The sequence below is a fragment of the Pelagerythrobacter sp. Soil_C_18 genome, from assembly GCF_057657235.1.
The window spans coordinates 1-21,845 of the sequence record NZ_JBDGIU010000004.1; the positions used below are offsets into that span (position 1 = coordinate 1).

The window sequence follows — 21,845 nt, forward strand, 5'->3', positions numbered from 1 at the left end:
GCCGTGCTCGACAAGACCGGCCTCAGCCGCTCGACACTCTACCGCAAGATCGAGGAGGGCACGTTTCCGAAGCAGATCGTGATCGGCGCTCGCTGCGTCGCCTGGCTGGAGGCCGACGTGGAGGAATGGATGCGCAAGCCGATGTGCTACAAAGTCGAAGATCAATTGCAGGCAGCGGAGTAGCGCCCTGTGGCGCCCCTCAATGGGCGGAGCGACCAGCAGATGATCAAGCCATACCGCCCCGCGGCATGCCCCGCTCAAACTGCGCACATGACCTATCCCTGCTGCCGGTCGTGGCGGCCCTTCTCTGCGCCAGTCGGATCGAGATTGCTTCTAGTGCCCGTATTTTTGCGAGGCAGATGTCGCGGCAAACTATCACCAGGGCCGCAATGGTTGCAGCCGCCTCAACCGCGATGGACAAAATTTTCACAGCGCGCGCGACTCTTTTTGTGGTCCTCGACCGTCAATGATTTGTGGACGCAAGTGCGAACAGGAGGCGCGCATCATGAACTTGGAGAACCAGACGGCCGTGGTCACCGGAGGGAGCCGCGGCCTTGGGCTGGGCGCTGTCGAGGCGCTCGTTGATCATGGCGCGACGGTGACAGTCATTGCCCGGACCGCCAGGGACCTGAAAGTCGTCGAAGATAGACTCGGGGTCGCGACGATCGCGGCTGACGTCACTGACCGTGAGGCCGCAATGACAATCCTCGCGGAGGTTAAACCGACGATCCTGTTGCTCAACGCAGGCGCCCCTCCCGCAATGGCGCTACTTGACGAACATACGTGGGATTCGTTCAGCAACACTTGGGAGACGGACGTAAAGGCCGGGCTTCACTGGCTTCAGGCAGCGCTTTCGACGCCGCTCGAGCCCGGAAGCCGCGTGCTGGTCGGATCCAGCGGCGCCGCGATCGGTGGTTCGCCGATGTCCGGCGGCTATGCCGGCGCGAAACGCATGTTATGGATCATGGCCAATTATGCGGAGCGGCTGTCCGCGGAAAGGAATCTGGGCATTCGATTCCAGACGGTCGTGCCGCGTCAGATGATCGCTGGAACCGGGACCGGCGACGCCGCATCATCAGCCTACAGCACCAAACTGCGGATCCCCATGGACGAGTACATGCAGCGGTTTGGTGCGCCAATGCCGCCCCGCCAGTTCGGCGAGTACATCGTTTCCATTCTCACACAGCCCGAATTCGAGGAGCACCGGGCGTTCAACGTCAGAGGCTACGACGGCGTAACGGTTTTAGAGGAGGCCGGCAGATGATGGAGCGGCCGATGCGCAGAGTAGGGAAGAAGGGAGTATCCTGCAGGCTCACCCGCCTCCGTACCACTTGGGGCCCGGATTGGCAGGTGCCGCAATGATCCAGCACTCCGAGCTCGGCACGCCGCGGCTTCGCGTTCGGCCGTTTCGAAATAGCGACCAGGATGCGCTCGTTTCGCTGTTCGTCGACCCCCTGGTGGCCCGCTACGTGGACGAAGGCCGGCCGTTGAGCGAGGCCGCCGCCAAACTCTGGATCCGACGCTCCAGGGAAAACCTCTCCTTGCACGGATACGGAACCGGTGCGGTCGTGGAGAAGGGTTCGGATGCGTTGGTCGGGTGGGCGGGCTTCGCCCGGCCCGATGGCGGCGATCAGGAAATCATCTACGGGTTGGCGCGCGCTCATTGGGGAAAAGGCTACGGGCGCGAGCTTTTGGGGGGCCTCGTCACGTTTGCGCGACAGAAGAAGATCGATCCGGTCAAGGCGACGGTTCATCCGGCGAACGCGGCATCGATCCATCTTCTCGTATCGAGCGGGTTTAGGCGTGTTCTCGAGAGCCCCGACGAGGACGAACTGACGCATGTCTACTGCCTCGAGCGCTGAGCGCGTAGCCTGCTGCGACGTGTCAGCGCTATCTCATCGAAGACATCCTTTCGAGGCGGCTTCGAGCTATTGCGCAGACGGCGCCGTCGGCGGGAGTGTCCCTTCCGGCGCCTCGTTGGTCGCTGCTACAGACGGGCGAACATTCGCGGAAGTGAACCTGCACGGGTGTCCAAGCGAAATCGTTCTGTGCTGAAGGATCCATAATGTCGACCGACAGCCGTTATCGCGGCTTCCTCGAAACGGCGTGGCACGTTCGTGAGCGACTGCACCGCTATTGCACCAGGATGACCGGCTCTCCGCTGGACGGCGAGGACGTGATGCAAGAAGCGCTGCTCGAAGCCTATCGAAAGCTCGGCGACCTGGATAATCCGTCTGCGCTCGGCTCCTGGTTGTTCCGCATAGCGCACAACCGGTCGATCGACTTTCTCAGGCGGCAGGAGCTTCGTCCTGCAGCCGAGGCTGCCTTTGCCGACGACGAGCTGGTCGACCTCACCATTCCAGGAGATCCCGGCGTCACGCACGCGATCGAGCGGCTCGTCCTGCAGCTCCCGCCCAAAGAGCGTGCTTGCGTCCTGCTGATGGACGTTTTCGACTATCCCCTGGCAGAAATCGCCGAACTCACCGGCTCAACCGTCGACGGGGTGAAGGGGGCGCTTTTCCGCGCTAGAACGAAGCTGGCGGCTCTTCCCGGCGAAGCCGGCACGGCGCCGACCGTGCGAGCCGATCCGCAGCGCGCCGAATTGCTGCGTCTATATGTAGAGCGTTTTAACCGACAGGATTGGGACGGCGTGCGCGAACTGATCAGCGCCGATGCCCGGCTGCGTGTCTACGATCGCTTCGAGGGACTCATGAGCGAGTCACCCTACTTCCTGCGCAACGAGCAGTGGCTGCCATGTTCAGCCGTCGTCGCCACGCTCGGATCCGAGGACGTGATTGTGATCCTGCGGGAGTCGGATGGTCGAATGTCCTTGGGCGCGGTGGTGCGGATCGAAACGGCAAGGGACAGGATAGTTGGGGTGCGAGACTACCGTCATTGCCCTTGGGTCAACCGAAGCATTGCCGGTCTAATCACGAGCCATATGGGCGCAAGGCGTGGCTAATTCCGGTCCAGCCCCGCGCCCCTCCGATGGCGCGAGTGTGCCGAAGGGTGCCCCATGGGCCAGAAAAAAGGCGGCACGTCCTTTCTTCGGCCGCGTTCTGCCTACGCCAGCGAAGGAACGGACGTCGTCTCGGCGACATGGAAAGGCGAAGCGCGCGGCTCGCGGAAGGCCGAGGCCGCGCGCAGCCGCCCCTAATCCGAGCCGAACCGCTCGATCACTTCCTCCAGTTCGACATGGCCGCGGCATGCTCCGCTGCCTGGTTGCATCTCCCGGTTTTCCAGCGCCGTCGCATACACGACTGCTGGGTCGGATTCGATGCGCGCCCTGAGTGCGGAGAGCTTCGGCCAGCGGGTCTTGTCGGCGACCTGGTGGAAGTCGAGCCATCGGGCCACGCCAACCAGGATCCCATCGGCCAGCGTGGGATGGTCTGAGATCATAAACGGGGTGTCCCCGAGCATTTCTTCAAGCTTGTCGTGGCGTTCGATGACGCCCTCGCTCCCCCATTTCTTCAGCGCAGACTGAAGCACCGGATCGGGAGATTGCATTTCCATCGCCGCCCAGAGAGGCCCGAATGCGCCGGTGAAGCCGGTGTTGATGAACGCCATGAACTGGTGCATCCGATCGGCTTCGAACGACAGCGGATCGAAGCTTACCCGGCGATCAGTGTCCCGCACTTCGAGCCATCGGGCGATCGCCATGGTTTCGGTGATCACGTCGCCGCGATCGGTGATCAAGGCGGGTGTTTCGACGCGAGGGTTGATGCGCTTGTAGGATTCCTCGCGCATTTCGCCCAACATGTCGACGCGGCAGAGCTTGTAGGGCTTGCCCAGCCACTCAAGAGCGGCGACGAGCCCCATGGAGCTGCCCGCGGGGTAGCCGTATACGAGGATAGGTTCCATGTTTATGGTTCTCCGTGATTTCTTGTGACCACGCTGCGCAGCGAAACCCGGCACTAGCTGACGGCTGCACCAAGTAAATTACGCACCTTTTTGTTACCACGAGAATAGTATGAAAGACCTTGTTTCCCGCTGCCCCATCGAAGAGGTGATGCAGATCCTCAGCGGTCGGTGGCCGACCTTGCTGATCTACTATCTGCAGGAGGGAACGAAGCGGTTCAGCGATCTTCGCCGGGACAATCCGACGATTTCGCACAAGATGCTGACGCTCGAGCTGCGCAAGCTGGAAGACGCCGGCATCGTCCGCCGCACGGAATTCGGAGGCTATCCGCTTCGTGTCGAGTACGACTTGACCCCTGCAGGAGTGCGATTGGTGCCGCTCATCGATGCACTGGGCGATTGGTGGGAAGCTGGTGACGGCAATAATGAAGAAGTGGGTTCGGAAACCGACAATGTCGTCGGTCAGCAGGCCAGTGCTGCGTGAACCGCAGACAAAGGCGGCTTGTGGCATCGACCGCCGTTATGGCGCATTCAAATGAAGGCGCTGAAGAGACGCTCTAGCCCTCTCGATCTTTGCAGGCGCTCGCTGCGGGCGGGCCGGGAGCCGCTTGCCGCGCCATTAGGGGCTCCCGCACCTTGCGCCGCGCTAGCTGCGCAATCAGCCGCGGCACGAAGTCAGAAATCAATCTCGTCACCTTCCTTCGGCTCGATCGACGGTTCAGCTCCTCGGGAGAGTTCGGTTGACCTATGGGACGCCTCAATCGCATCCGCATACGAATCGATCTCGCGCTGAAGACGCTGAAGGCCGGCTGCCGCGTTAGCCTCCGCCGGCGCGCCGACGTAACCGCGGGGAGTAAGCGCTTTCGCACGCGCTCCTCCCATTCGCCATTCGCGCAATCGCTCTGCGCTGAGTACAACCGGGGGGAGTTCCCTGGCCATATCCGCATCGACATCGCGCGGCGCTGCCAGGAGCATGGCCGAGGTCTCCGCGGCCCCGGCGTGGAGGTCTGGAAACCCACGCGTTTCAACGGGCGGCCAAGCGGCGAACACGAACCACGGGTCAGCCGGCTTAAGCCCAAGTCGCGCGCCCAGCGTGTCCGGAACGACAAACCTGGCTTCCAGGATGCCCTGCTCGTTCGCCGCTCTGACTGCTTCGGCGATGGCGCGTCCGTGTGCTGCATCGAAATGCCCTGTGATGCAGTAGACTTCGCGAAAACCGCTCTGTCGCAAGCTGCGGAACACGTCGAGCATCAGTTCGATCATGACCTCGGGGCGCACATGGATGGAGCCCGGGAACGCCCCCGTGACGGCGTTGACACCCCAATAGTACGGCGGGATGATTGCGCTCTCAATCCCGCGGCTCGCCAGCGCCGACCTTACGCCGCGCAGCTGCGCCGACGGAATGACGATGTCGGTTGAAAGCGGCAGATGCGGACCGTGCTCCTCGATGGCGCCGAGCGCCCAGAGCGCTACGGCCCCGTCCTTCATTGCAGCTTCGACCTCGACATAGGTTTCGTCGGCGATCGTGCCGCGCAGCACGTCCTGCGCATCCTTCACGTCTGCGGCGAACGCCGTGGCGCGCGTCATTGAGGCGGAGCTTTCCCACGCCGTCGTGTCGGGCTGCGCAAACGCGGCGGCGGGTGTGAGCAAGCCTACGGCCATTGCGCAAATGGCAGAAAGCAGGCTGCGCTCGAGTGCGTTGCTGTCGATCATGCTGGTCTTCCCAATGGTTGGAGGGCAGAGTCTACCTACCCCTGCTAGTGCGCGTCGGCGCGGCTTTGCCGCCGATTATCGGGTTCGTTGTGCGTCAACGCCTATTCTTCGAAAGGCGCGTCCCAGAGCGCGTCGACCGCAGACGGCGGACTGTAGTTCTCGACGAAGCGCCGGCCGAAGTCGGCTACCCAGCTTGCCCAAGTAGTGGCCGGACGCAAACGAACGTGCTGGCAGAGGCATTCGGTGAAGGCCGCCTTCATCGCCACTCGGGGAAATGCTTCCAAAATTGATCTCGTGCGCTCGTCGCCGATCTCGCTAAGAGCCACGCCCGCGTAATCCGCGACCACACCGGCATTTGTTAATGCCACTTCCGGCTCTTTAAAGCGCGCGATCGAGGAGGTGCCGTGGAGCGCGATCGCATCCCACACCCGCTGGCGGCGAACGGTATCGAGATTGCTCGCGAGCGCCCAGGCAGCATCCGCGCCGGCGACTTCGAACCTGACGTCTTCCCGCGGCTCGACCAGGCCCAGGTCATGTAGGATCGACGCCACCGCGAGAACTTCGGGGTCGTGCTTCATGTGCCGAACCTCGGCAAGGACCGAAGCGAACACCCAGGAGCGCATGACATGGTTGAAGAGCCAGGGCGGTGATGTGTCTCTGACTCGTTCGAGCGCCTGATCAACGAGCCGGCTATCCGGAAGCTGGAGATCCGCGGCGTGGTGTGCACGCGAGCGGGGCGTCACCACCGGAGGTCCAGCCGATAGGTGACGAATTCAGTGTCCAGCATCCAGCCGGCACTTTGGTACAGCCGCTGCGCCCCATCGTTCGTGCGGCTGGTGCTGAGGGCTAGCTTATCGATTCCGGCGGCTCGCGCTGCGGAACGTGATGCCTCAAGTAGGGCAGCGCCCGTTCCCCGGCCTCGCGCCGATGGATGGACGAACAGGTCGTTCAACACGAGCATCGGTGCGAGCGCCAGAGAGGACAAGCAGCGATAGAGCTGCGCGAAGCCCGTAAGATGGTCGCCCTCGTCGGCGACGATTATAATGCTATCGCCTTCGGCCATGCGCATCGCCAGGAATGCGCGCGAACGCTCAGCGTCCGTTGGCTGGTGGTAGAACCCGCGATAGGCCTCAAAGAGCGGAGCCAGTCGGTCGAGATCGCCGGCGTCTGCACTCCTGATGCTATACACCGGCGATTACCTCAGGCGCGAGCGAGATGTCGGCGAAAGCGTCAGAACCTGAGGCGCGCGTTCCTCGTAGTCTTTCAGGCGCAGTCCAGCATCGTCGCGCCACACCTTGCTCTTCCGTAGTTCTCCGAGCACCTGGTTGTAATGTTGCTTGTCGCGCGCGAGTGTAAACCAAACAAAGACTTTCTCGCCTTCCCGGACGGGGAGGCGCGGGAAATTGTTCCTCACCTTCGCGCGTACATAACTCGACAGGACCGGCAGGCCTGCGGCTTCAAGCAGTGGTCTCACCGCCTCGTGGTAGAATGCGCTGAAGCCTTCGTCGGGATCCTTCCAGAGGTAGTGGATCGTGGCGATAATCAGGTTTGGCGCGACGGCCGCCGCTTCCTCCCCAGCGGACGAGGTGAAGCCGCTGTTCGGCGTCGCAGGCCGCAACAGCAACACGTTGTCGTTGTCTACGAGGAACGGGTTGGCCTCGCTCCGAAGGGCTCGCCAGACGGGGCCAAAATAGAAGTCGTGCAAGCTCTTTTCGCGCTTCTCGTAGCTCGGAAACTCACGCATCCAAGTGAAGCGATCTGGATCGTCGAGATCCCGGAAGAGGCCCACAAGGCGCATGCCGAGAGCTTCCTGTCCGTCGACGAGTTCGCGCTCAAAGAGCGTGACGAACGCGTCGCGCTGATCCTCGACGATTTTGTACTGTCTGAGTTCCAGCAAGCGGTCGTCGGCTGATTCGCCAGCGAGCGTCTTCGAGCCCAAGGCTAGCGTGCTGATGGCCGCTGCAGTCATCATGTTTCTCCTGGTGAAGCTCATCGAAAACGCTCAGTCGCGCTCAAACTGCATGATCCAATTGGTTTCCCAGGTGGCGCCGCCGTCTGCCGAAAAAGCCTGCTCCCAAAGGGCCGAGCTCTGTGCGATGTTCGTCCACAGGAAGCGAATGCGGATCGGGCGCCCTTCGAACGTGTCAGTGCCGAAGAAGATGCCGCGTCCATCGCTAAACTTGCCATACATCGGTGCATCGAGCTTGGGATCACGGCCATCGATCCAATGGATGCTCCACTGGCTCTCGTCGATATGGAACATCCGCAGCGTACAGGCATGGTAGCGCCCTTCCGGGAGATCGAGCACATTTTGATCGAAGTTGCCCAGCCCATCGAGAATATGATCCGCCGACATCGTGCCTTCGAATTCGAACCACTCGTCACTGCCGATGAGGCGTTCCCTCAGCTTGCGATGTCGAACGCGCCAGGATCCGATTAGGAAGTCGAACCCCTCCGCGCCGGCAGGTCGGGTTTGATTTTTGCTGCCGTTCACGAGCCCCTCCGGGTGAAATCCATGATCCAGTTGACCTCCCAGGTCGCGCCACAGTCCGCCGAGAATGCTTGGGTCCATTGCGCGTTGCTCACGTCGAACGACTCATAGGTGGTCCGAACGCGGATGGGATGGCCCTCGAAACTGTCTTCGGCGAAAAACTGCCCTTGCGGGCCGGCAAAATTGCCAACCACCGGTGTATCGGTTGTCGGGAAGCGCCCGTCTAACCACCAGATCGACCACGTGTCCGCGGCGGGATTGTAAAGGCGCAGAGAGTGCGCCCGATAAGGCCTGTCTGGGTCATCGAGCCAGTTGTCGTCGAAATTGCCGAAACCGTCGAGAATAGGTGCAACGTCGAGCATTCCGGGGAAGCTGTACCAGTCGGTGTCCCCCGCCAGCCGGCTCTTGAGCTTGCGGTGGGTGACGTTCCAGCTCCCGTGCAGGAAATCGAACTTCGAGCGTGCCTCACGCTCTCGGCTTGAGAGCGCGGATGTCTGCGCAAGCGCGCTCCCCGCGTGCGCCGCCATGAGCGACGCTGTGGCGCCGCTCACCATGTCTCGTCGGCTCATGACCAACTGCTCGGGTTCCGAATCATAGTCCATAACAGACAGGTCATTCGGTTTGTTGTCAACACATTTGCAAAGAAGACGAAGCGGAGGATATGATCGGCTCATGGCAACGAAGGAACGGCCGGCGCGACGGCGAACCAACGATCCGGAGGCGACGCGCGGGCGAATTCTCGACGCGGCTGCGGACCTGCTCCAGCGAAAGGGTTTTCACGACACCTCGGTGCAGGACATTCTAGTCGCAGCCGGGGTGACTTCAGGGGCGTTGCACCACCATTTTCCTTCGAAGAAGCAACTGGGGCTGGCGGTAGTCAACGACCGCGTGGCTGCCGAAGTGCAGGCGACATGGATCGAGCCGGTGGAAACGGCGGAAGACGCCGCGACCGGCATCCGTGCCGCCTTCATCGCAAGCGCCAACGCGCTTCGGGATCAGGGCTTCGTGCGGGGATGCCCGCTCAATAACCTGGCGATCGAACTCGCTTTTGCTGATCCTGATTTCCGGCGTGCGCTCGACGCGGTCTTCGACAGATGGCGGCAGGCCATCTCGATCAGGCTAAAGGAGAGATCGGACGGGGCGAGCGAGGCGTATGCCGATGAACTCGCCACACTGGTTGTTGCGTCCTACTCAGGCGCGATGACAATGGCGAAAGCCAAGCAGACGCCCGAGCCGCTCTACAAGGCTCTACGTGGTCTGGAGCGACTTCTCGGGTTTTAGAGGGTGAGCTCGACAGGACCGAGGGCTCCGCGACGAGAAAACGCTCGACGCACCGCCATCGCACTGCATTGCTTTCGGCTGGCGGCGCGTACCGGATTGCGGGCTTTAGTCGCGAACCTGCGGCCCTCTCTTCGCAACAATCACACCAGCTTGTTTTCGAGCGCCGCACGATAGGGCCGGCTACCGCGCAGTGTTCGTCCGTTCGCGAGCATGACGGTGAAATCCTCGTTGCGACAAGCCAACTGTTGCCATTCTCCGACGAAAGCAAGGACCTCGGTAAGGTCCGAGATCGCGAATGTACTTGTACGCCGCGCCACCGGGATTATCGGTCTCGGCGGAAAGCGGCAACTCGCCGGAGACACTAGTTGGCCGATACAGGGCGCAGGTCTGTGCTCATGGCGATTGGGTAGGCAACTTTGCCATGACGCCGGCGAACTTCGCCAGAAGGGAAACCGCGTGGCATGACACGATTAGCAAGGCTGCCGTACCGGCTCGAGGGATGCGGCAATGCTTCGAAGCTGTTGCTCGGTGAGCCTGTCGAGTTGCTCAAGAGGGGCAAGGAACGCATCGTGGCCCTTGATATCCGTTGCGATCTACAGCCTCTTGTTCGGCGGGACGAGCGGATATGGAATCGCCAACAAGCGACTGATGGGCGAGCTAGCCGAGTGGATTGCCGCGCACGACGACAGCGCCAACAATGCATTGAGAGCGAACCGGATCTCCGACAGCCTCGCCCGGTACTCAACTTCGGCGTCCGCCAATGGGCAGGTGCCGATGAGCGTTGGTCCGAATGCCGCCATCGCCCGATTTGCGTTCGGTTTGCGCCTCCAATCGCTGACTTCTTCGGCCAGACGGCCCGGCGGATTGTGCCTGAAAATGAGCCAGTATAGCCTGCCGCATGGATCCCTCCCAACCGCAAGTGTATGGGACGGCCGATAGGGGATACGCCCGGAAGCGTCAGCACAGGCGCATTCTCGGTAGAACGCTTCGACTTCGGTGATCTCTGCGCCGGCTCGCGTTGGCAGCGGCAAATCACGGCGCTTCGTTTACGTCCGGCAAACGGGAGCTGCGACTGCAATGGTACAAGAACAAGTGCGTGCCGAACGATGTAGATAGATTAGCTTTGACTAATTGATTATCGGCAGTCTATTCGACAGGTATGGATCAAACATCCGCAATCACAGCCACTATGCGCGCGCTCGCCGATCCAACACGCAGGGCGATCCTGGAGCGGGTCGCGCGGACCGGCGAAATTACGGTTGCCGAACTCACACGCGAAAGTGGGGTTACGCAAGGGGCCGTCTCACAGCATCTAAAGCATTTGAGGCTGGCGGGTCTTGTGGCGGAGCGGCCGGAGGGCCGGAATGTCTATTACCGCGCCCAGCCGAAGGGGCTGGCACCGCTCGTTGACTGGATGGATCACTACGCCGCCTTCTGGCGTGATCGGTTCGACGACCTCAAATCCCTTCTGAAGGAGATCGATCAGTGAGCAGCGCTGGACTAAAGTCCGCCACCCGAGAAATCGTAGTCGACGAGGTCTTCCCCCATGCGGCCGAGATGTTGTGGAAGACATTAACAACCCCCGAATTGATGGGTCGCTGGCTCATGGCGCCGACCGGCTTCGAGCCCATCGCGGGCAATCGATTTACCTTTCAGACCACACCGGCCGGTGAGTGGGACGGCGTCATCCATTGTCAGGTGCTGGAAGCTATCCCGAACGAGCGACTGGTTCATACCTGGCAGGGCGGAAGTGAGTCCAACGCCGGCTACGGATCGCGTCTGGATACGGTCGTCACCTGGATGCTCTCCGAGGTAGCGGGTGGCACAAGGGTTCGCCTTGTTCACTCGGGCTTCTGCATGCCCCGCAACGATTTCGCGCTCCGCAACATGAGCGATGGTTGGCCGAAGGCCATTCAGGCGATCGGCACAGTTGCAGAAGGCAACCCATGAAGATGGCGGGCGAGCAATAACCCTGCGCGTTCATGGTCGCGCTCGGCGATCGCAGTGAAGATTTGGCGATGCTCGTGGTTGGAGCGCGGCTGCCAAGTCGACGACCGCCCCATCGCGATGACGATACGTGAGTGGGCGAGCCGAAGTTGATCGAGCAGCGTCAGCAACCGCTTCATGGGACACGGCGCGACCAGGGCTGCGTGGAACTCGCGATTGGCCCGCTCCCACTCGGCCACCGATTGGGCGCGCTCGCCTGCCTCGACGGCAACCTCGATGAGAGCGATATGTCGTGCATTGAAACGCTGCCTAGCGTGATCGAAGGCTAGCCGCTCCAGGACTGCGCGCAACTCCATCACCTCCTGCTGATGGACAGCGTCCATCGGCGCAACCCGCATTCCCCGCCTTGCCTCGCTTACAGCAAGACCCTGCGCCTGCACGAGTTGCAGAGCCTCACGTACCGGTACATGGCTCACGCCGAACTCGGTCGCGACGTGGTCCTGCCGCATGGGCGTGCCGGGGGCCAGTTCACCCGTAACTATGCGCTCAATCAGAGCATCCGCGATGCGATGGGCAACAGAGGGCGATCGTGGTGGAGCCTGAATCATAGATTATCTACTGTAATTCTTAGTGCATACGCGATCATGCATTGATAATCTGGCTACGCCAACAGAATTATAGATAATACGCACAGTTCTCCGGACCATTATGCTGGCGCGACTTGCATAGCGCTCCGGATCTTACTTTGGAGGATCCTCTGGCACATCATCTGCAAACACGCCCTGGATCGCGCGTGCTGATCCGAACCGACTGGAGCCGGGAAGAGATTGCGGAGATCCACGACCTACCTTTGCCGGATCTCCTCCACCGGGCACAGGACGTGCACCGGCGCTTCTTTAATCCGTCGCAAATCGAGGCAGCGAGCCTACTTAGCGTGAAAACCGGCGGCTGCCCTGAGGACTGTGGCTACTGCTCCCAAAGCGCACGCTACAAAAGCGGTGTGGAGGCTTCGCGGCTGATGAATGTTGAGGCGGTCGTTGAGGCCGCCCGTGCGGCACGGGAGGCTGGAGCTTCGAGGTTCTGTATGGGGGCCGCTTGGCGAAACCCGAAAGATCGCGACATAAGCAAGGTTTGCCGGATGATTGAGGGCGTACGAGCCCTCGGGATGCAGACCTGTGTGACACTCGGCATGTTAACCGCCGACCAAGCGGCTAAGCTCCGCGATGCAGGGCTCGATTACTACAGCCACAATATCGATACCTCGCCCGAGTACTACACCCGGATTATCACTACCCGCACACTCGAGGATCGACTGGAAACAATTGATCGCGTTCGCGATGCGGGCATACGACTCTGCTGCGGTGGTATCGTCGGCATGGGCGAACAGCCCTCCGATCGCCTTGGGATGCTGCATCTCCTGGCCTCGCTTGATCCACACCCCGAAAGCGTCCCGATCAACCAGTGGAACGAGGTCCGCGGTGTGCCTGTCGCCGACACCGCCGAAAAGGTTGATCCGCTCGGGTTCGTTCGTCTCATCGCGGTAGCACGAATCGTGATGCCGAAGAGTGTGGTACGCTTGTCGGCCGGCCGCACGGCCATGAGCGAGGAGCTACAGGCGCTCTGTATCGCTGCGGGCGCGAACTCGATCTTCATTGGAGACCGTCTGCTCACGACTGAAAACCCTGTGCTCGATCGAGATCTCGCGATGCTGCGGAAGATGGGCCTGGAGATCGTCTCCTCGCCGGCGGCTGGCGCCATCGAGGCTGGAGATCGTTCGACTGTATCCTCGACTTCGCAGATATGAGATGCTCGTTTCGTCAGTGCGAAGAATGCATCGCACTGACGGACATCGATCGCGTGCGCATGAGAACCCTGACTGACCACGGGTCTCCCGAGTAGCTTTAGCCTGATCAGTCCTGAGTTTCGCCGGCAAGCGGCGTAGCCCGCATCGAAGGCCGCTGAACGAAAGTGTCGAACCAAGAGCTTAACCGAGAAGATGTGCGGAACGACGGGAGTCCGCGGAACTCAAGCCAGTCAAGGGCGGTGGCTAGGGCAATATGGCCGACGTCCACAGCCTCGTCCGACCAGACTTGATTCTCAAGCCAAGCATAACTCTCGCTCAGCTTCAGCGCATATCCATCGGCGAGAGGCGGGTACCGCAACCTTTCCGGTCGCCGCGCCTGTTCCCACCGAATCTGGATCCCGGCATCCGCAAGGCCTTGGGCGACCGCTTCCAAGCGTAGCGCGCGCCAACGTGCCTCACCCTCTGCGGGGATGAGCCTCGGTCCGGCGTGGAGGGTATCGAGGTAGGCACAGATCACAGCCGAATCGAATATCGGCTCCTGACCTTGCCTCAGCAGGACGGGAACTTTGCCGAGGGGGTTCTCGGCGAACACCGTTGGATTTGCGCGAGTCGGGCTTGTCTCGTGGTGCTCGACCGTGAGCTGATCGCCCAAGCCCGCTTCGAGTGCGAAAACCAGAACCTTGCGAGCGAAGGGAGAATGGGTCTGATAAAGGAGCTTCATAACTCAGCGGTCTTTCATATGGTGAAGGATATAGGCCAGCGCGGCGGTCAGCTTGCGCGCCGTGGGCAGGTGAAGAAATTCGTTGGGGCCGTGCGCGTTTGATTCCGGGCCCAGAACGCCCGTCACTACAAATTGCGCTCCCGGAAATCGTGCGCCCAGCATCGAGAGAAAGGGAATACCGCCGCCGCCACCGATTGTCGCAGCAGGCCGTCCGAATGTCGCCTTGGATGCTGTATCGACGACTTCAGCCAAATGCGGGCTGAAGCATGGCGCCTCCCAGCCCGAAGAAAGCATGTCGAGACTGAAATCGACGTTGCAAGAGTAGGGCGGATCCTTCTCCAAAAGCTCTTTGAGCGAGGCCCCCGCTTCAATCGGGTCCAGCGTCGGTGGAAGGCGAAGGCTGATCTTCATTGCGATCACTGGCCACATGACGGGCGCCGCATCAGCAACGCTCGGCAAACCCTTGATCCCGGTAACCGCAAGCTGCGGACGCCAGGCGCGGTTAAGAAGTTGCTCCGCCGCACTCCCGGTGACAGGCAAAGTACCATGCGAGAGAGGCAGCGCTGCGTCCAACTGGCCGATCGCTTCACCCGTCGCGAGCGCCTCCGCCTGCCGCTCGCTCGGTATCGGCACGTGGAACGCCGGGCTAATAATTTCTCCTGAGACCGGATCTTCGATCTTGCTCAATAGGTGTCGGGCGATGCGAAATGGCGAAGGCACGACGCCCGAGGCATCGCCCGAATGCACCGCCTCGCGCATTGTTCGCACGGTCAGCGTACCCGCGACCTGCCCGCGCAACGAGGTCATCGTCCAGAGCTGATCGTAGTTGCCGCACGAGCCATCTAGGGCGATCACGAGACCCGGGATGCCGAGCCTGGAGCTTAGATGCTCAATCGTTGGTTCGAGATCTCCGCTTCCGGACTCTTCTGTTCCTTCGATGAGGATTTTAACCGGAGGGCAAGATGCGTTCTGAGCTCTTAGTGCCAACACGGCAATCACGGCGCTGAAGATCGCGTACCCGTCGTCCGCGCCGCCACGTCCATAGAGCCGATCGCCTTCGAGGACCGGAATCCACGCCCCTTTGCCAGGATGCCAGCCCTCCATCGGAGGCTGCTTGTCATAATGTCCATAGCAGAGCACCGGCGCTCGATCATCGTCACCCGGAATGTCGATATAGACGGACGGGGTTCTCGCGGGCAGCCGGACTACTTCGACGATTGCGTTCGGGATGCCAGCTAGGTGAAATTTTGCCCAATTCGCAAGCAAGTCGACGGCACGATCGAGGTGGCCATGTTTTTCCCACTCGGGGTCAAACGCGGGAGACTCCGCTGGGATCGCGATATATTCCCGCAGCCTCGGCAGAATGTCGCGGTTCCAGGCATCCGCCACGAACGCCTGCACTTTCGAATAATCCATCGCACGAAGACTCCGACCTGAGCGAAGCGGGAGACTACGAGGGCGCGCCGCCGCTTTTCCGCGAGTTCAGGGGTCGTTCCGCCTTCAAACGGCGCAAAAAGGCGGTACCGTAGCGCGATGAAGCTCGACACTTTCGATCGCCGCCTCCTTGAGCTCGTGCAGGAAGATTCTTCCTTGACGGCGGAGCAGCTCAGCAACTTCGTGGCGTTATCGATCTCGGCCATTCAGCGTCGGCTGCGTCGCCTACACGAAACCGGCGTCATCGAGCGGAATGTCGCAATCGTCGATCCCCAGCTTGCGGGTCGACCTACGCTCTATGTCGTGGCTCTGCAGGTCGAGCGCGAACGGCCGGAATTGCTGGCTCAGTTTCGGCGTTGGCTCGCGAACGAAGTCCAGGTTCAGCAGGCGTTCTATGTAACCGGCGAGGCCGATTTCGTGCTCATCATAACTGCGCCAGACACCGCCAGCTACGACGCTCTAATGTCTCGGATGGTCAAAGAGCATGCAAATATACGGCGCTTTACAACCAACGTTGCACTAGAGGTCGTCAAGCGCGGCCTGACCATTCCGGTCCCGATGAACGGAGCGGAATGACTGCCCAAGGCGTGATTGCGCAGCTTTAACGTGGATTGGCCCGGCAGATCGGGAAAATGCGGCGCGATTCGCCGTGCATTATCGCGACATGCTGAACTTCGCTATTTCCGAGAACGGGTTGATCCTTCCTGCCACATCGCTGCGCGACGCTCCGGCGCTCGCGAGGCGCACCGGCGTGGCGCGAACATTCGTCAAGCTCGAGAACGAGCGCCCGTTGGGGAACTTCAAAATTCTTGGCGGCATGTATGCGGGACTTCGTGTTCTGGCTGATCGGCTGGGGTTTTCCGTGTCAGAGCTCGTCGAGCATCGAGGGCGCCGCGGCGAGTTGCCTCAATTGATCTGCGCCAGCGATGGCAATCACGGGTTATCTGTCGCGGCCGCTGCAAGTGTGGCTGGAGCGCAGGCGACGGTCTACCTCCACGGCGGCGTCGGGGAACACCACGCGAAGCGCATCAAGGAATTTGGCGCATCGATCGTTTGGTCCGATGGCACCTATGATGACGCAGTAGACGCGGCCGCTGCCGCTGCGCGCGCCGGACGCGGGCTGCTTGTTCCCGACACGTCTTCGGACCCCGATTGCCCGGTCGTACAATACGTAATGAAGGGCTACGGGCTTCTTGCGAACGAACTGCTCGCCCAACTGGGCCATCTCGGAGCTGGCCTGAGCCATAGCTTTGTCCAAGCGGGCGTGGGCGGCCTGGCGGCGGCCCTCGCTGACGGGTTGCAGCAGACCAGCGCCGCAATGGTTGTGGTCGAGCCGGAAAATGCGGCCTGTGTTGGGCATGCCTTGGCAACAGGAACGCCCGGTCGGCTGAAGGGCGATCTAGTTACCTCCGCCCAAATGCTGTCATGCGGCCAGGCGTCAGCACAGGCACTGAAAATCCTCCTGAATCATCGTGCACGTGCGGTCACGGCGAGTGAGCCTCAACTCTCCGCTGCCGTTCGTATCCTTGAGGAAGACATCGGCGTCGAGACCACTCCTTCCGGTGCGGCTGGCCTCGCCGGCTTTCTGCGTGTGGCGGCGGATCCGAACCTGCGGATCGTGCATGGCCTCGATCGCGAAAGTGTAGTGCTTCTCATTGTTACCGAGGGCGCCGGCCTGCCGTCCGCGCGGATCCGCGATCTGGAGCCAGAGATCCGATTTCGCCGAAATTTTGAAAGCCGCTAGATAGCTGGTCGCAAGTAGCGCAGCTACCGTGGCCGGACCGAGCACAGACAGCGCTGACCGCAGGCCCCAACGAGACAATCAAAAAATCCCGACCAACTGGCACGATCCTGGATGCCCTTGCTCGCCGCCGTGCCGGTCGATGCAAAGGTGTTTTCAGGTTAAGATTAGCGTTGACTAATCAATTAGCGTGTACTAATATGTCGGCATGCTGGGAAACACCCGCAGTCGACGCGATCATGCGCGTTTGCGTATCCGACACGCGGGTGTGGATAGAGTCCGTCATCCTCAACGGCGAGATCACTGCGGAAATGACACGTACAAGGAAGGGCCACCGAATTTCGACAATTCCCCAGCATCCGCAACCGCTCAATCGGCTGAGCGGGTTCCGAGCGCCCGTGAGTCCGACGTGTTTAATCATGCCGAACCCGCGGGCGTTGGCGCCGCGGCTCGACTGGAGGAGTCATCACGCGCTCTTCGGGCGCGAGCGTACCGCCGACATCCACACATTGTTGAAAGGACTCAATCTATGAACGCTACAGCATTGCATGCCGACACCCATGACATCGTCGTGGACGAAGTCTTCCCCCACGCGCCCCAGACGATCTGGAAAGCGCTGACCAACGGAGAGCTTATCGGCCGCTGGTTGATGGTTCCGTCCGGCTTTGCTCCCGTTGTCGGAACCAATTTTACGTACAAGACCGCGTCCGCAGGCAAATGGGATGGGACGATCGATTGCGAGGTGCTCGAAATAGTGCCGAACGAGCGGCTCGCCTATTCGTGGAAGGGCGGAGACGCTGAGAACGTCGGCTACGGATCGCTACTGGACACCGTGGTCACTTGGATACTCCAACCTGCCGAGAACGGCACGCGTGTGCTCCTCGTCCACGCCGGCTTTGTGCTGCCGCGGAATGAGAGCACGTACCGCAATCTGGCGGAAGGCTGGCAGAGCGTCGTCGGTAAGATGGTCGACATCGCCGTGAAGGCGGCTGCCGATGAGTGAGCCCTACACTGGCGGCTGCAAATGCGGTGCCATCCGCTACGAGATATCCGGCGAGCCTGCCGCGATGCTCTATTGTCAATGCCGTCAATGCCAACGCGACGCTGGCACTGGGCATGGAGCGCATCTGACGTTCATCGGCGCGTCAGTGGTGCTGGCGGGAAAGGCAAGTCAGTGGACGGTCACGGGCGACATGGGAACACGCAAGGCTCGCGGCTTTTGCTCCGATTGCGGTGCGCCCGTCTACCTGACTTTCCCGGACAATCCCGAGGTCTTCGTCGCAAGTGCGACTAGTCTCGACGACCCGAGCCGCTTCAGGCCTGAGTTCGTCACTTGGACCGACTCGGCCCAGGCTTGGGACCAGATCGACCCGGCACTACAGCGGTTCGGCAAAATGCCGCCGAATGGATCCTCCCAGTGACCTGACCCTCTGATTTTCCTCAACACTCGATTAGCGCCCGGGCCTGGTTGCACGGTTACCCAACCTTGGGCCACTCGGGCCTGGAGTTTTCCGCTTTGCTCAGGTCCGGTGGGCTGGTTGCACCGGCTGAGTTTGCCAGCAAGATCGGGGGGATATTCCCGATCGCGCTGTGCGGTCGCTCTTCGTTGTAGTGTCTACGCCACGCCTCCAGCTTTTCGCAAGCATCTTGCAGCGACAGGAACCAGTGCGCGTTCAGGCATTCGCTTCGCAGCTTGCTGTTGCACGCGTTATCTGTGGCTTACCAGGGCGGGAGAAGTCCAGGATCACACCGCGCTGGTAAGCACACAGATCCGTGTCGCGCGAGATGAACTCGCTGCCATTGTCCACCCGTATCGTCTTTGGGTAGCCGATCTTCCGGCAAGCTCTTTCCAGCGTCACAACCACGTCCTCGCCGCGATAGCTGAACCTCGGATCGATCACCGGCGACAGACGCGAGAGCGTGTCGACCACCGCCAGGATCCGCAGCTTCCGTCCCGTCGCCAGCTGATCGTGAACAGTTTCGAAGCGAAGCGGAGAAGGGCAAGCGACGCGCACCCAACTCCATCGCCCACACATCGTTCGGTCGGATCGCCGTCGTGCGATCCTCCCGCAGCTTCGCTTTGACCCGACGCTTGGGCGCCTTGTTCCTGAGCTGAAGACCTTACTCCCTGTAAAGGCGATAGACCTTCTTCATGTTCACAACCCGGCCGTCGCGGCGAAGAATGTAGTACACGCGCCGGTAGCCGTAGCGGACATGCGTCTCGCAGATCTCCTTGATACGCTTCTTCAGAAAGGCCGGATCGGTGCGGCGGGACCGGTAGTGATAGGCCGAGCGATCAAAGTGCAGTGCGGCACATGCCCTGCGGATCGTCACCTGCCAGTCCTGCCGAACCTCGTCGATGATCTCGCGCTTCCGAACCGGCCTTAGAGCTTTCGCTTGATGACATCCTGCAGCATCTCGCGGTCCAGCGTCAGGTCCGCCAATGCAACGGACCGTCAAAAGATGAGTGCCAGCGGCGCGGGGAGCACTTCTTTCTGAGGTCGGCGCGAGGCACTGCGACGCGTAGCAAATTGCGCCCCCCCCCCCCCCGGTACAACAACCCTGCTACTTCACATTTGCTGCATTCGTAGCGATCGCTTCTACTATGTTGCGCGTCTGCTCAGGCGGCAGGTCATGCCCCATCCCGGTCACCAACAGGAACTGCGATCGCGGGATTGCCTCGGACACCTCACGGCCGAGTTGAGGAGCGATCAGCGGATCGTCGGTGCCGTGCAGGACGAGCGTGGGAGCCTCGATGTCAGACAGCCTTTCACGAATATCTCCCAGCACAAGAAGGGCCGCCCCCTGGCGAGCAAAACCATAGGGATCGCGGTCCCTCTCTACCGCCCGCTCCATTACTGTGCGCGTTCTGGTCTCGTCGAAGGTCGCGTCAGGCGCCGCAAGAGCGTGAGCTGTGACAATGCGCCGCCGCACAGCGTCTGCGTGCGATTCGTCCGGGTGCGGCTGAGGCAGGCCAGCGAGGCGATCGGGTTGCGCCGGTATCGCAACCGCGGGGTTCCCGGAGTTCGCCGCGATGAGATTCAGCGAGCGGACGAGGTCCGGTCTGTCCAGTGCCACGAGACTCCCTATCGTCGCCCCTCCGGAGATCCCGAGAATATCAGCGCGATCGATCTCCAGATGCTCGAGAAGTGCAACAGCGTCGTCGCGCATGTCGGCAGCAGTGTAGGGTAGGGTGACCTCCTTTCCTGCCGCCATCACAGCAAAGTCGGGAACTCCGGCGGCGGCAAAGTGGCTAGAGGCACCGGTGTCGCGATGTTCGTAAGCGATGACACGAAATCCGCGGCTCACCAACTCGTCGATAATCTCCGGCGGCCATTCAATGAGTTGCATGCCGATCCCCGGGATGAGCAGAATCGGACGCCCCTCCGCCGGACCGGTGGCGCTGTAGGCGATAGTGATGCCATTGACGGCAGCGGTTCGAATCCGCTGCACTTCCTCGGCAGAGACGGGGGCGGGGGCAGCGCTAGCCTGAGGGGCGGAAGCCATCATGCAGCAGCTCAGCGCAATGCACCAAAAGTTCATTTCATGTCTCCCAGATTGGACGAGGTCGCGTTTGTCATCACCGATCCAGGAACTGCTTTTAGCGTAATGTAATTTATGTGTCACGATAATTATTTCTTGATATACGATCTTCTGCGGCGTATATCCGGTCAGCGCTATCAATGGAGATGGAGACCTGCCAATGTCCCTTCGCTTTCTCACCGCAGCCCTCCTTATTGCTCAGCTCATGCTGCTGATTGCGGCGCTCGTGGTCTTGCTGACGTTCGTCCTACAGGTCGTTCAGGGCGGGCCGTTCGTCACCAGTTGGCCAGTTGCTTCTGAGACCGCCATCGCTGCCTTCCCGCTATCGGGGAGTGAAGGCGTGATACGGATCGACAAGGGAGTCCTGACGATTAGCGGCGCCGACTGGAAAGCGGAGTTCGTTCAGTTGATCGTGTTCGGCATCGTCGTAACCGGAGCATACTTCGCGATTGAGCGGCTGAAGCTGATTGTTGCAGCCATCGCCGCCAGGAAGCCGTTCAGCGACGAAGTCGTGCGCGGACTGCGTGTGATTGGCTATCTGATGCTCGGGTGGATGGCACTCGACTTGATCGAGGCATTTCTGATCCAGCCCGCGCTCATCGAGGCCTATGCGCCCGCGGGCGATTCAATTGCGGTTCACAGTCTTCCGTGGGCGCACAGCAGTGATGCAGAGCGCTCCTTTCATCTCACGCCCGATCTCGATCTGCTGAAGATCATCGCCGGATTGGCCGCACTCGCGATGGCTCACGCATTCGCGATCGGCGGGGCCTTGGCTGAAGAGAACGAGGCGATCGTCTGATGCCGATAGTCGTGACACTCGATGTTATGCTCGCGCGGCGCAAAATGATGTCGAAGGAGCTATCCGAGAAGATTGGGATCTCCCTTCCCAACCTGTCGCTGCTGAAGACGGGTAAGGTGAAGGGCATCCGCTTCCAGACCCTGGAGGCCATTTGCCGTGAGTTGGACTGCCAGCCGGGAGACATACTCGAATATGTCCCTGAGGATCCGGGGCCGGAGCAAACTAAAGGTGCCTCGTAATCTTTGCAGGCAGGTCTAGGATCCGCCTAAGCCGGCAGAGCAGGCTATCTCTCGAACGTAAGTCTAAGCGACTCTTTTCCCGGATTTGGCCGACTGCCTGGATGCGATTAAGGTCAGCATTCAGCACCTCTCTATCGGTAAACGTGGCCTCATGGCGCTATTACGTGACGGCACTCTCGCGCCCACCGTTCCTCGCCGTGACCTTGATCCGAAAAAAAGCGACGCTTAGCGGCGCTGCATTTGAAGGTCCTGCCATTCTCAACCAGCATCGTTT

General features: G+C 61.0%; 26 protein-coding genes and 1 pseudogene. 15 read left to right on the forward strand and 12 right to left on the reverse strand.

Annotated features, from left to right (window positions below; genetic code table 11):
- From AC3A5N_RS10190 to AC3A5N_RS10205, 4 genes are all read left to right on the forward strand, one after another.
- Positions 1–183, forward strand: a 183-nt coding sequence (locus AC3A5N_RS10190) for a helix-turn-helix transcriptional regulator (protein WP_487737213.1), incomplete at its 5' end; no start/stop codon positions are given.
- 322 nt (positions 184–505) lie between these two features.
- Positions 506–1,264 carry an SDR family NAD(P)-dependent oxidoreductase gene (locus AC3A5N_RS10195; protein WP_487737214.1) on the forward strand — a complete coding sequence of 253 codons (759 nt, stop codon included), beginning with the start codon at positions 506–508 and terminating at the stop codon, positions 1,262–1,264.
- A 94-nt stretch (positions 1,265–1,358) separates the two neighbouring features.
- A complete protein-coding gene (locus AC3A5N_RS10200) occupies positions 1,359–1,862 on the forward strand; it encodes a GNAT family N-acetyltransferase (protein WP_487737215.1) in 504 nt (167 codons plus the stop codon).
- A 203-nt stretch (positions 1,863–2,065) separates the two neighbouring features.
- Positions 2,066–2,962, forward strand: coding sequence for an RNA polymerase sigma factor (locus AC3A5N_RS10205; RefSeq protein WP_487737216.1), 897 nt, complete (start codon positions 2,066–2,068; stop codon positions 2,960–2,962).
- 191 nt (positions 2,963–3,153) lie between these two features.
- On the opposite strand, the gene AC3A5N_RS10210 is transcribed toward AC3A5N_RS10205, so the two are convergent.
- Positions 3,154–3,861 carry a glutathione S-transferase family protein gene (locus AC3A5N_RS10210; protein ID WP_487737464.1) on the reverse strand — a complete coding sequence of 236 codons (708 nt, stop codon included), beginning with the start codon at positions 3,859–3,861 and terminating at the stop codon, positions 3,154–3,156.
- Between the two features lie 109 nt (positions 3,862–3,970).
- Between AC3A5N_RS10210 and AC3A5N_RS10215 the strand changes: the two genes are divergently transcribed.
- Positions 3,971–4,342 (forward strand): winged helix-turn-helix transcriptional regulator, encoded by a 372-nt coding sequence (locus AC3A5N_RS10215; protein ID WP_487737217.1) that lies wholly within the window; start codon positions 3,971–3,973, stop codon positions 4,340–4,342.
- A gap of 191 nt (positions 4,343–4,533) precedes the next feature.
- Here the strand turns inward: AC3A5N_RS10215 and AC3A5N_RS10220 are convergent, their stop codons facing one another.
- From AC3A5N_RS10220 to AC3A5N_RS10245, 6 genes are all read right to left on the reverse strand, one after another.
- Complete coding sequence (locus tag AC3A5N_RS10220) at positions 4,534–5,571, reverse strand: creatininase family protein (protein WP_487737218.1); 1,038 nt, start codon at positions 5,569–5,571, stop codon at positions 4,534–4,536.
- Positions 5,572–5,672: 101 nt separating this feature from the next.
- Positions 5,673–6,194 (reverse strand): hypothetical protein, encoded by a 522-nt coding sequence (locus AC3A5N_RS10225; RefSeq protein ID WP_487737465.1) that lies wholly within the window; start codon positions 6,192–6,194, stop codon positions 5,673–5,675.
- 116 nt (positions 6,195–6,310) lie between these two features.
- Complete coding sequence (locus AC3A5N_RS10230) at positions 6,311–6,760, reverse strand: N-acetyltransferase family protein (RefSeq protein WP_487737219.1); 450 nt, start codon at positions 6,758–6,760, stop codon at positions 6,311–6,313.
- Positions 6,761–6,766: 6 nt separating this feature from the next.
- On the reverse strand, positions 6,767–7,564 hold the full coding sequence (locus AC3A5N_RS10235) for an NIPSNAP family protein (RefSeq protein WP_487737220.1): 798 nt from the start codon (positions 7,562–7,564) through the stop codon (positions 6,767–6,769).
- 9 nt (positions 7,565–7,573) lie between these two features.
- On the reverse strand, positions 7,574–8,065 hold the full coding sequence (locus tag AC3A5N_RS10240) for a DUF1579 domain-containing protein (protein WP_487737221.1): 492 nt from the start codon (positions 8,063–8,065) through the stop codon (positions 7,574–7,576).
- Positions 8,062–8,664 carry a DUF1579 domain-containing protein gene (locus AC3A5N_RS10245; RefSeq protein WP_487737222.1) on the reverse strand — a complete coding sequence of 201 codons (603 nt, stop codon included), beginning with the start codon at positions 8,662–8,664 and terminating at the stop codon, positions 8,062–8,064. The genes AC3A5N_RS10240 and AC3A5N_RS10245 overlap by 4 nt, the downstream gene beginning before the upstream one ends.
- Before the next feature lie 70 nt (positions 8,665–8,734).
- On the opposite strand from AC3A5N_RS10245, the gene AC3A5N_RS10250 reads away from it, so the two are divergent.
- From AC3A5N_RS10250 to AC3A5N_RS10260, 3 genes are all read left to right on the forward strand, one after another.
- The gene (locus AC3A5N_RS10250; RefSeq protein WP_487737223.1) at positions 8,735–9,343 is read left to right on the forward strand and encodes a TetR/AcrR family transcriptional regulator; all 609 of its coding nucleotides are present in this window, start codon (positions 8,735–8,737) and stop codon (positions 9,341–9,343) included.
- Between the two features lie 1,159 nt (positions 9,344–10,502).
- Complete coding sequence (locus AC3A5N_RS10255; protein WP_487737224.1) at positions 10,503–10,832, forward strand: ArsR/SmtB family transcription factor; 330 nt, start codon at positions 10,503–10,505, stop codon at positions 10,830–10,832.
- On the forward strand, positions 10,829–11,293 hold the full coding sequence (locus AC3A5N_RS10260; protein ID WP_487737225.1) for an SRPBCC family protein: 465 nt from the start codon (positions 10,829–10,831) through the stop codon (positions 11,291–11,293). The genes AC3A5N_RS10255 and AC3A5N_RS10260 overlap by 4 nt, the downstream gene beginning before the upstream one ends.
- On the opposite strand, the gene AC3A5N_RS10265 is transcribed toward AC3A5N_RS10260, so the two are convergent.
- Positions 11,257–11,898 (reverse strand): GntR family transcriptional regulator, encoded by a 642-nt coding sequence (locus AC3A5N_RS10265; protein WP_487737226.1) that lies wholly within the window; start codon positions 11,896–11,898, stop codon positions 11,257–11,259. The two genes, AC3A5N_RS10260 and AC3A5N_RS10265, sit on opposite strands and share 37 nt — an antisense overlap.
- A 191-nt stretch (positions 11,899–12,089) precedes the next feature.
- On the opposite strand from AC3A5N_RS10265, the gene bioB reads away from it, so the two are divergent.
- Complete coding sequence (gene bioB / locus AC3A5N_RS10270; protein ID WP_487737466.1) at positions 12,090–13,094, forward strand: biotin synthase BioB; 1,005 nt, start codon at positions 12,090–12,092, stop codon at positions 13,092–13,094.
- A 106-nt stretch (positions 13,095–13,200) separates the two neighbouring features.
- On the opposite strand, the gene AC3A5N_RS10275 is transcribed toward bioB, so the two are convergent.
- Positions 13,201–13,815 (reverse strand): glutathione S-transferase family protein, encoded by a 615-nt coding sequence (locus AC3A5N_RS10275; RefSeq protein WP_487737227.1) that lies wholly within the window; start codon positions 13,813–13,815, stop codon positions 13,201–13,203.
- 3 nt (positions 13,816–13,818) lie between these two features.
- Positions 13,819–15,231: a M20/M25/M40 family metallo-hydrolase gene (locus tag AC3A5N_RS10280; RefSeq protein WP_487737228.1), complete on the reverse strand. Its 1,413-nt coding sequence runs from the start codon at positions 15,229–15,231 to the stop codon at positions 13,819–13,821.
- 117 nt (positions 15,232–15,348) lie between these two features.
- On the opposite strand from AC3A5N_RS10280, the gene AC3A5N_RS10285 reads away from it, so the two are divergent.
- From AC3A5N_RS10285 to AC3A5N_RS10300, 4 genes are all read left to right on the forward strand, one after another.
- Entirely contained in the window at positions 15,349–15,825 is a 477-nt protein-coding gene (locus tag AC3A5N_RS10285) for an Lrp/AsnC family transcriptional regulator (protein ID WP_487737229.1), read from the forward strand.
- Between the two features lie 73 nt (positions 15,826–15,898).
- Entirely contained in the window at positions 15,899–16,993 is a 1,095-nt protein-coding gene (locus AC3A5N_RS10290; RefSeq protein ID WP_487737230.1) for a pyridoxal-phosphate dependent enzyme, read from the forward strand.
- Positions 16,994–17,519: 526 nt separating this feature from the next.
- Entirely contained in the window at positions 17,520–17,993 is a 474-nt protein-coding gene (locus AC3A5N_RS10295; protein ID WP_487737231.1) for an SRPBCC family protein, read from the forward strand.
- Complete coding sequence (locus AC3A5N_RS10300; protein ID WP_487737232.1) at positions 17,986–18,411, forward strand: GFA family protein; 426 nt, start codon at positions 17,986–17,988, stop codon at positions 18,409–18,411. The genes AC3A5N_RS10295 and AC3A5N_RS10300 overlap by 8 nt, the downstream gene beginning before the upstream one ends.
- Positions 18,412–18,466: 55 nt before the next feature.
- Here the strand turns inward: AC3A5N_RS10300 and AC3A5N_RS10305 are convergent.
- Positions 18,467–19,434, reverse strand: a pseudogene (locus tag AC3A5N_RS10305) (IS3 family transposase); the annotation flags it as partial.
- Positions 19,435–19,555: 121 nt separating this feature from the next.
- Complete coding sequence (locus AC3A5N_RS10310; protein WP_487737233.1) at positions 19,556–20,674, reverse strand: alpha/beta fold hydrolase; 1,119 nt, start codon at positions 20,672–20,674, stop codon at positions 19,556–19,558.
- A gap of 19 nt (positions 20,675–20,693) precedes the next feature.
- Between AC3A5N_RS10310 and AC3A5N_RS10315 the strand changes: the two genes are divergently transcribed.
- Both AC3A5N_RS10315 and AC3A5N_RS10320 read left to right on the forward strand, forming a co-directional pair.
- On the forward strand, positions 20,694–21,332 hold the full coding sequence (locus AC3A5N_RS10315; protein ID WP_487737234.1) for a hypothetical protein: 639 nt from the start codon (positions 20,694–20,696) through the stop codon (positions 21,330–21,332).
- Positions 21,332–21,571, forward strand: a complete 240-nt coding sequence (locus AC3A5N_RS10320; protein ID WP_487737235.1) for a helix-turn-helix domain-containing protein — start codon at positions 21,332–21,334, stop codon at positions 21,569–21,571. The genes AC3A5N_RS10315 and AC3A5N_RS10320 overlap by 1 nt, the downstream gene beginning before the upstream one ends.
- Positions 21,572–21,845 lie beyond the last annotated feature (274 nt).

What these genes read in the sequence shown, in the direction of transcription:
- AC3A5N_RS10220 (WP_487737218.1), bottom strand. Translation starts at nt 5,571, where the DNA reads ATGATCGACAGCAACGCACTCGAGCGCAGCCTGCTTTCTGCCATTTGC.
- AC3A5N_RS10285 (WP_487737229.1), top strand. Translation starts at nt 15,349, where the DNA reads ATGAAGCTCGACACTTTCGATCGCCGCCTCCTTGAGCTCGTGCAGGAA.
- AC3A5N_RS10255 (WP_487737224.1), top strand. Translation starts at nt 10,503, where the DNA reads ATGGATCAAACATCCGCAATCACAGCCACTATGCGCGCGCTCGCCGAT.
- AC3A5N_RS10265 (WP_487737226.1), bottom strand. Translation starts at nt 11,898, where the DNA reads ATGATTCAGGCTCCACCACGATCGCCCTCTGTTGCCCATCGCATCGCG.
- AC3A5N_RS10295 (WP_487737231.1), top strand. Translation starts at nt 17,520, where the DNA reads ATGAACGCTACAGCATTGCATGCCGACACCCATGACATCGTCGTGGAC.
- AC3A5N_RS10215 (WP_487737217.1), top strand. Translation starts at nt 3,971, where the DNA reads ATGAAAGACCTTGTTTCCCGCTGCCCCATCGAAGAGGTGATGCAGATC.
- AC3A5N_RS10250 (WP_487737223.1), top strand. Translation starts at nt 8,735, where the DNA reads ATGGCAACGAAGGAACGGCCGGCGCGACGGCGAACCAACGATCCGGAG.
- AC3A5N_RS10320 (WP_487737235.1), top strand. Translation starts at nt 21,332, where the DNA reads ATGCCGATAGTCGTGACACTCGATGTTATGCTCGCGCGGCGCAAAATG.
- AC3A5N_RS10205 (WP_487737216.1), top strand. Translation starts at nt 2,066, where the DNA reads ATGTCGACCGACAGCCGTTATCGCGGCTTCCTCGAAACGGCGTGGCAC.
- AC3A5N_RS10235 (WP_487737220.1), bottom strand. Translation starts at nt 7,564, where the DNA reads ATGAGCTTCACCAGGAGAAACATGATGACTGCAGCGGCCATCAGCACG.
- AC3A5N_RS10315 (WP_487737234.1), top strand. Translation starts at nt 20,694, where the DNA reads ATGTCCCTTCGCTTTCTCACCGCAGCCCTCCTTATTGCTCAGCTCATG.
- AC3A5N_RS10275 (WP_487737227.1), bottom strand. Translation starts at nt 13,815, where the DNA reads ATGAAGCTCCTTTATCAGACCCATTCTCCCTTCGCTCGCAAGGTTCTG.
- AC3A5N_RS10280 (WP_487737228.1), bottom strand. Translation starts at nt 15,231, where the DNA reads ATGGATTATTCGAAAGTGCAGGCGTTCGTGGCGGATGCCTGGAACCGC.
- AC3A5N_RS10200 (WP_487737215.1), top strand. Translation starts at nt 1,359, where the DNA reads ATGATCCAGCACTCCGAGCTCGGCACGCCGCGGCTTCGCGTTCGGCCG.
- AC3A5N_RS10225 (WP_487737465.1), bottom strand. Translation starts at nt 6,194, where the DNA reads ATGCGCTCCTGGGTGTTCGCTTCGGTCCTTGCCGAGGTTCGGCACATG.
- AC3A5N_RS10300 (WP_487737232.1), top strand. Translation starts at nt 17,986, where the DNA reads ATGAGTGAGCCCTACACTGGCGGCTGCAAATGCGGTGCCATCCGCTAC.
- AC3A5N_RS10245 (WP_487737222.1), bottom strand. Translation starts at nt 8,664, where the DNA reads ATGGACTATGATTCGGAACCCGAGCAGTTGGTCATGAGCCGACGAGAC.
- AC3A5N_RS10210 (WP_487737464.1), bottom strand. Translation starts at nt 3,861, where the DNA reads ATGGAACCTATCCTCGTATACGGCTACCCCGCGGGCAGCTCCATGGGG.
- AC3A5N_RS10195 (WP_487737214.1), top strand. Translation starts at nt 506, where the DNA reads ATGAACTTGGAGAACCAGACGGCCGTGGTCACCGGAGGGAGCCGCGGC.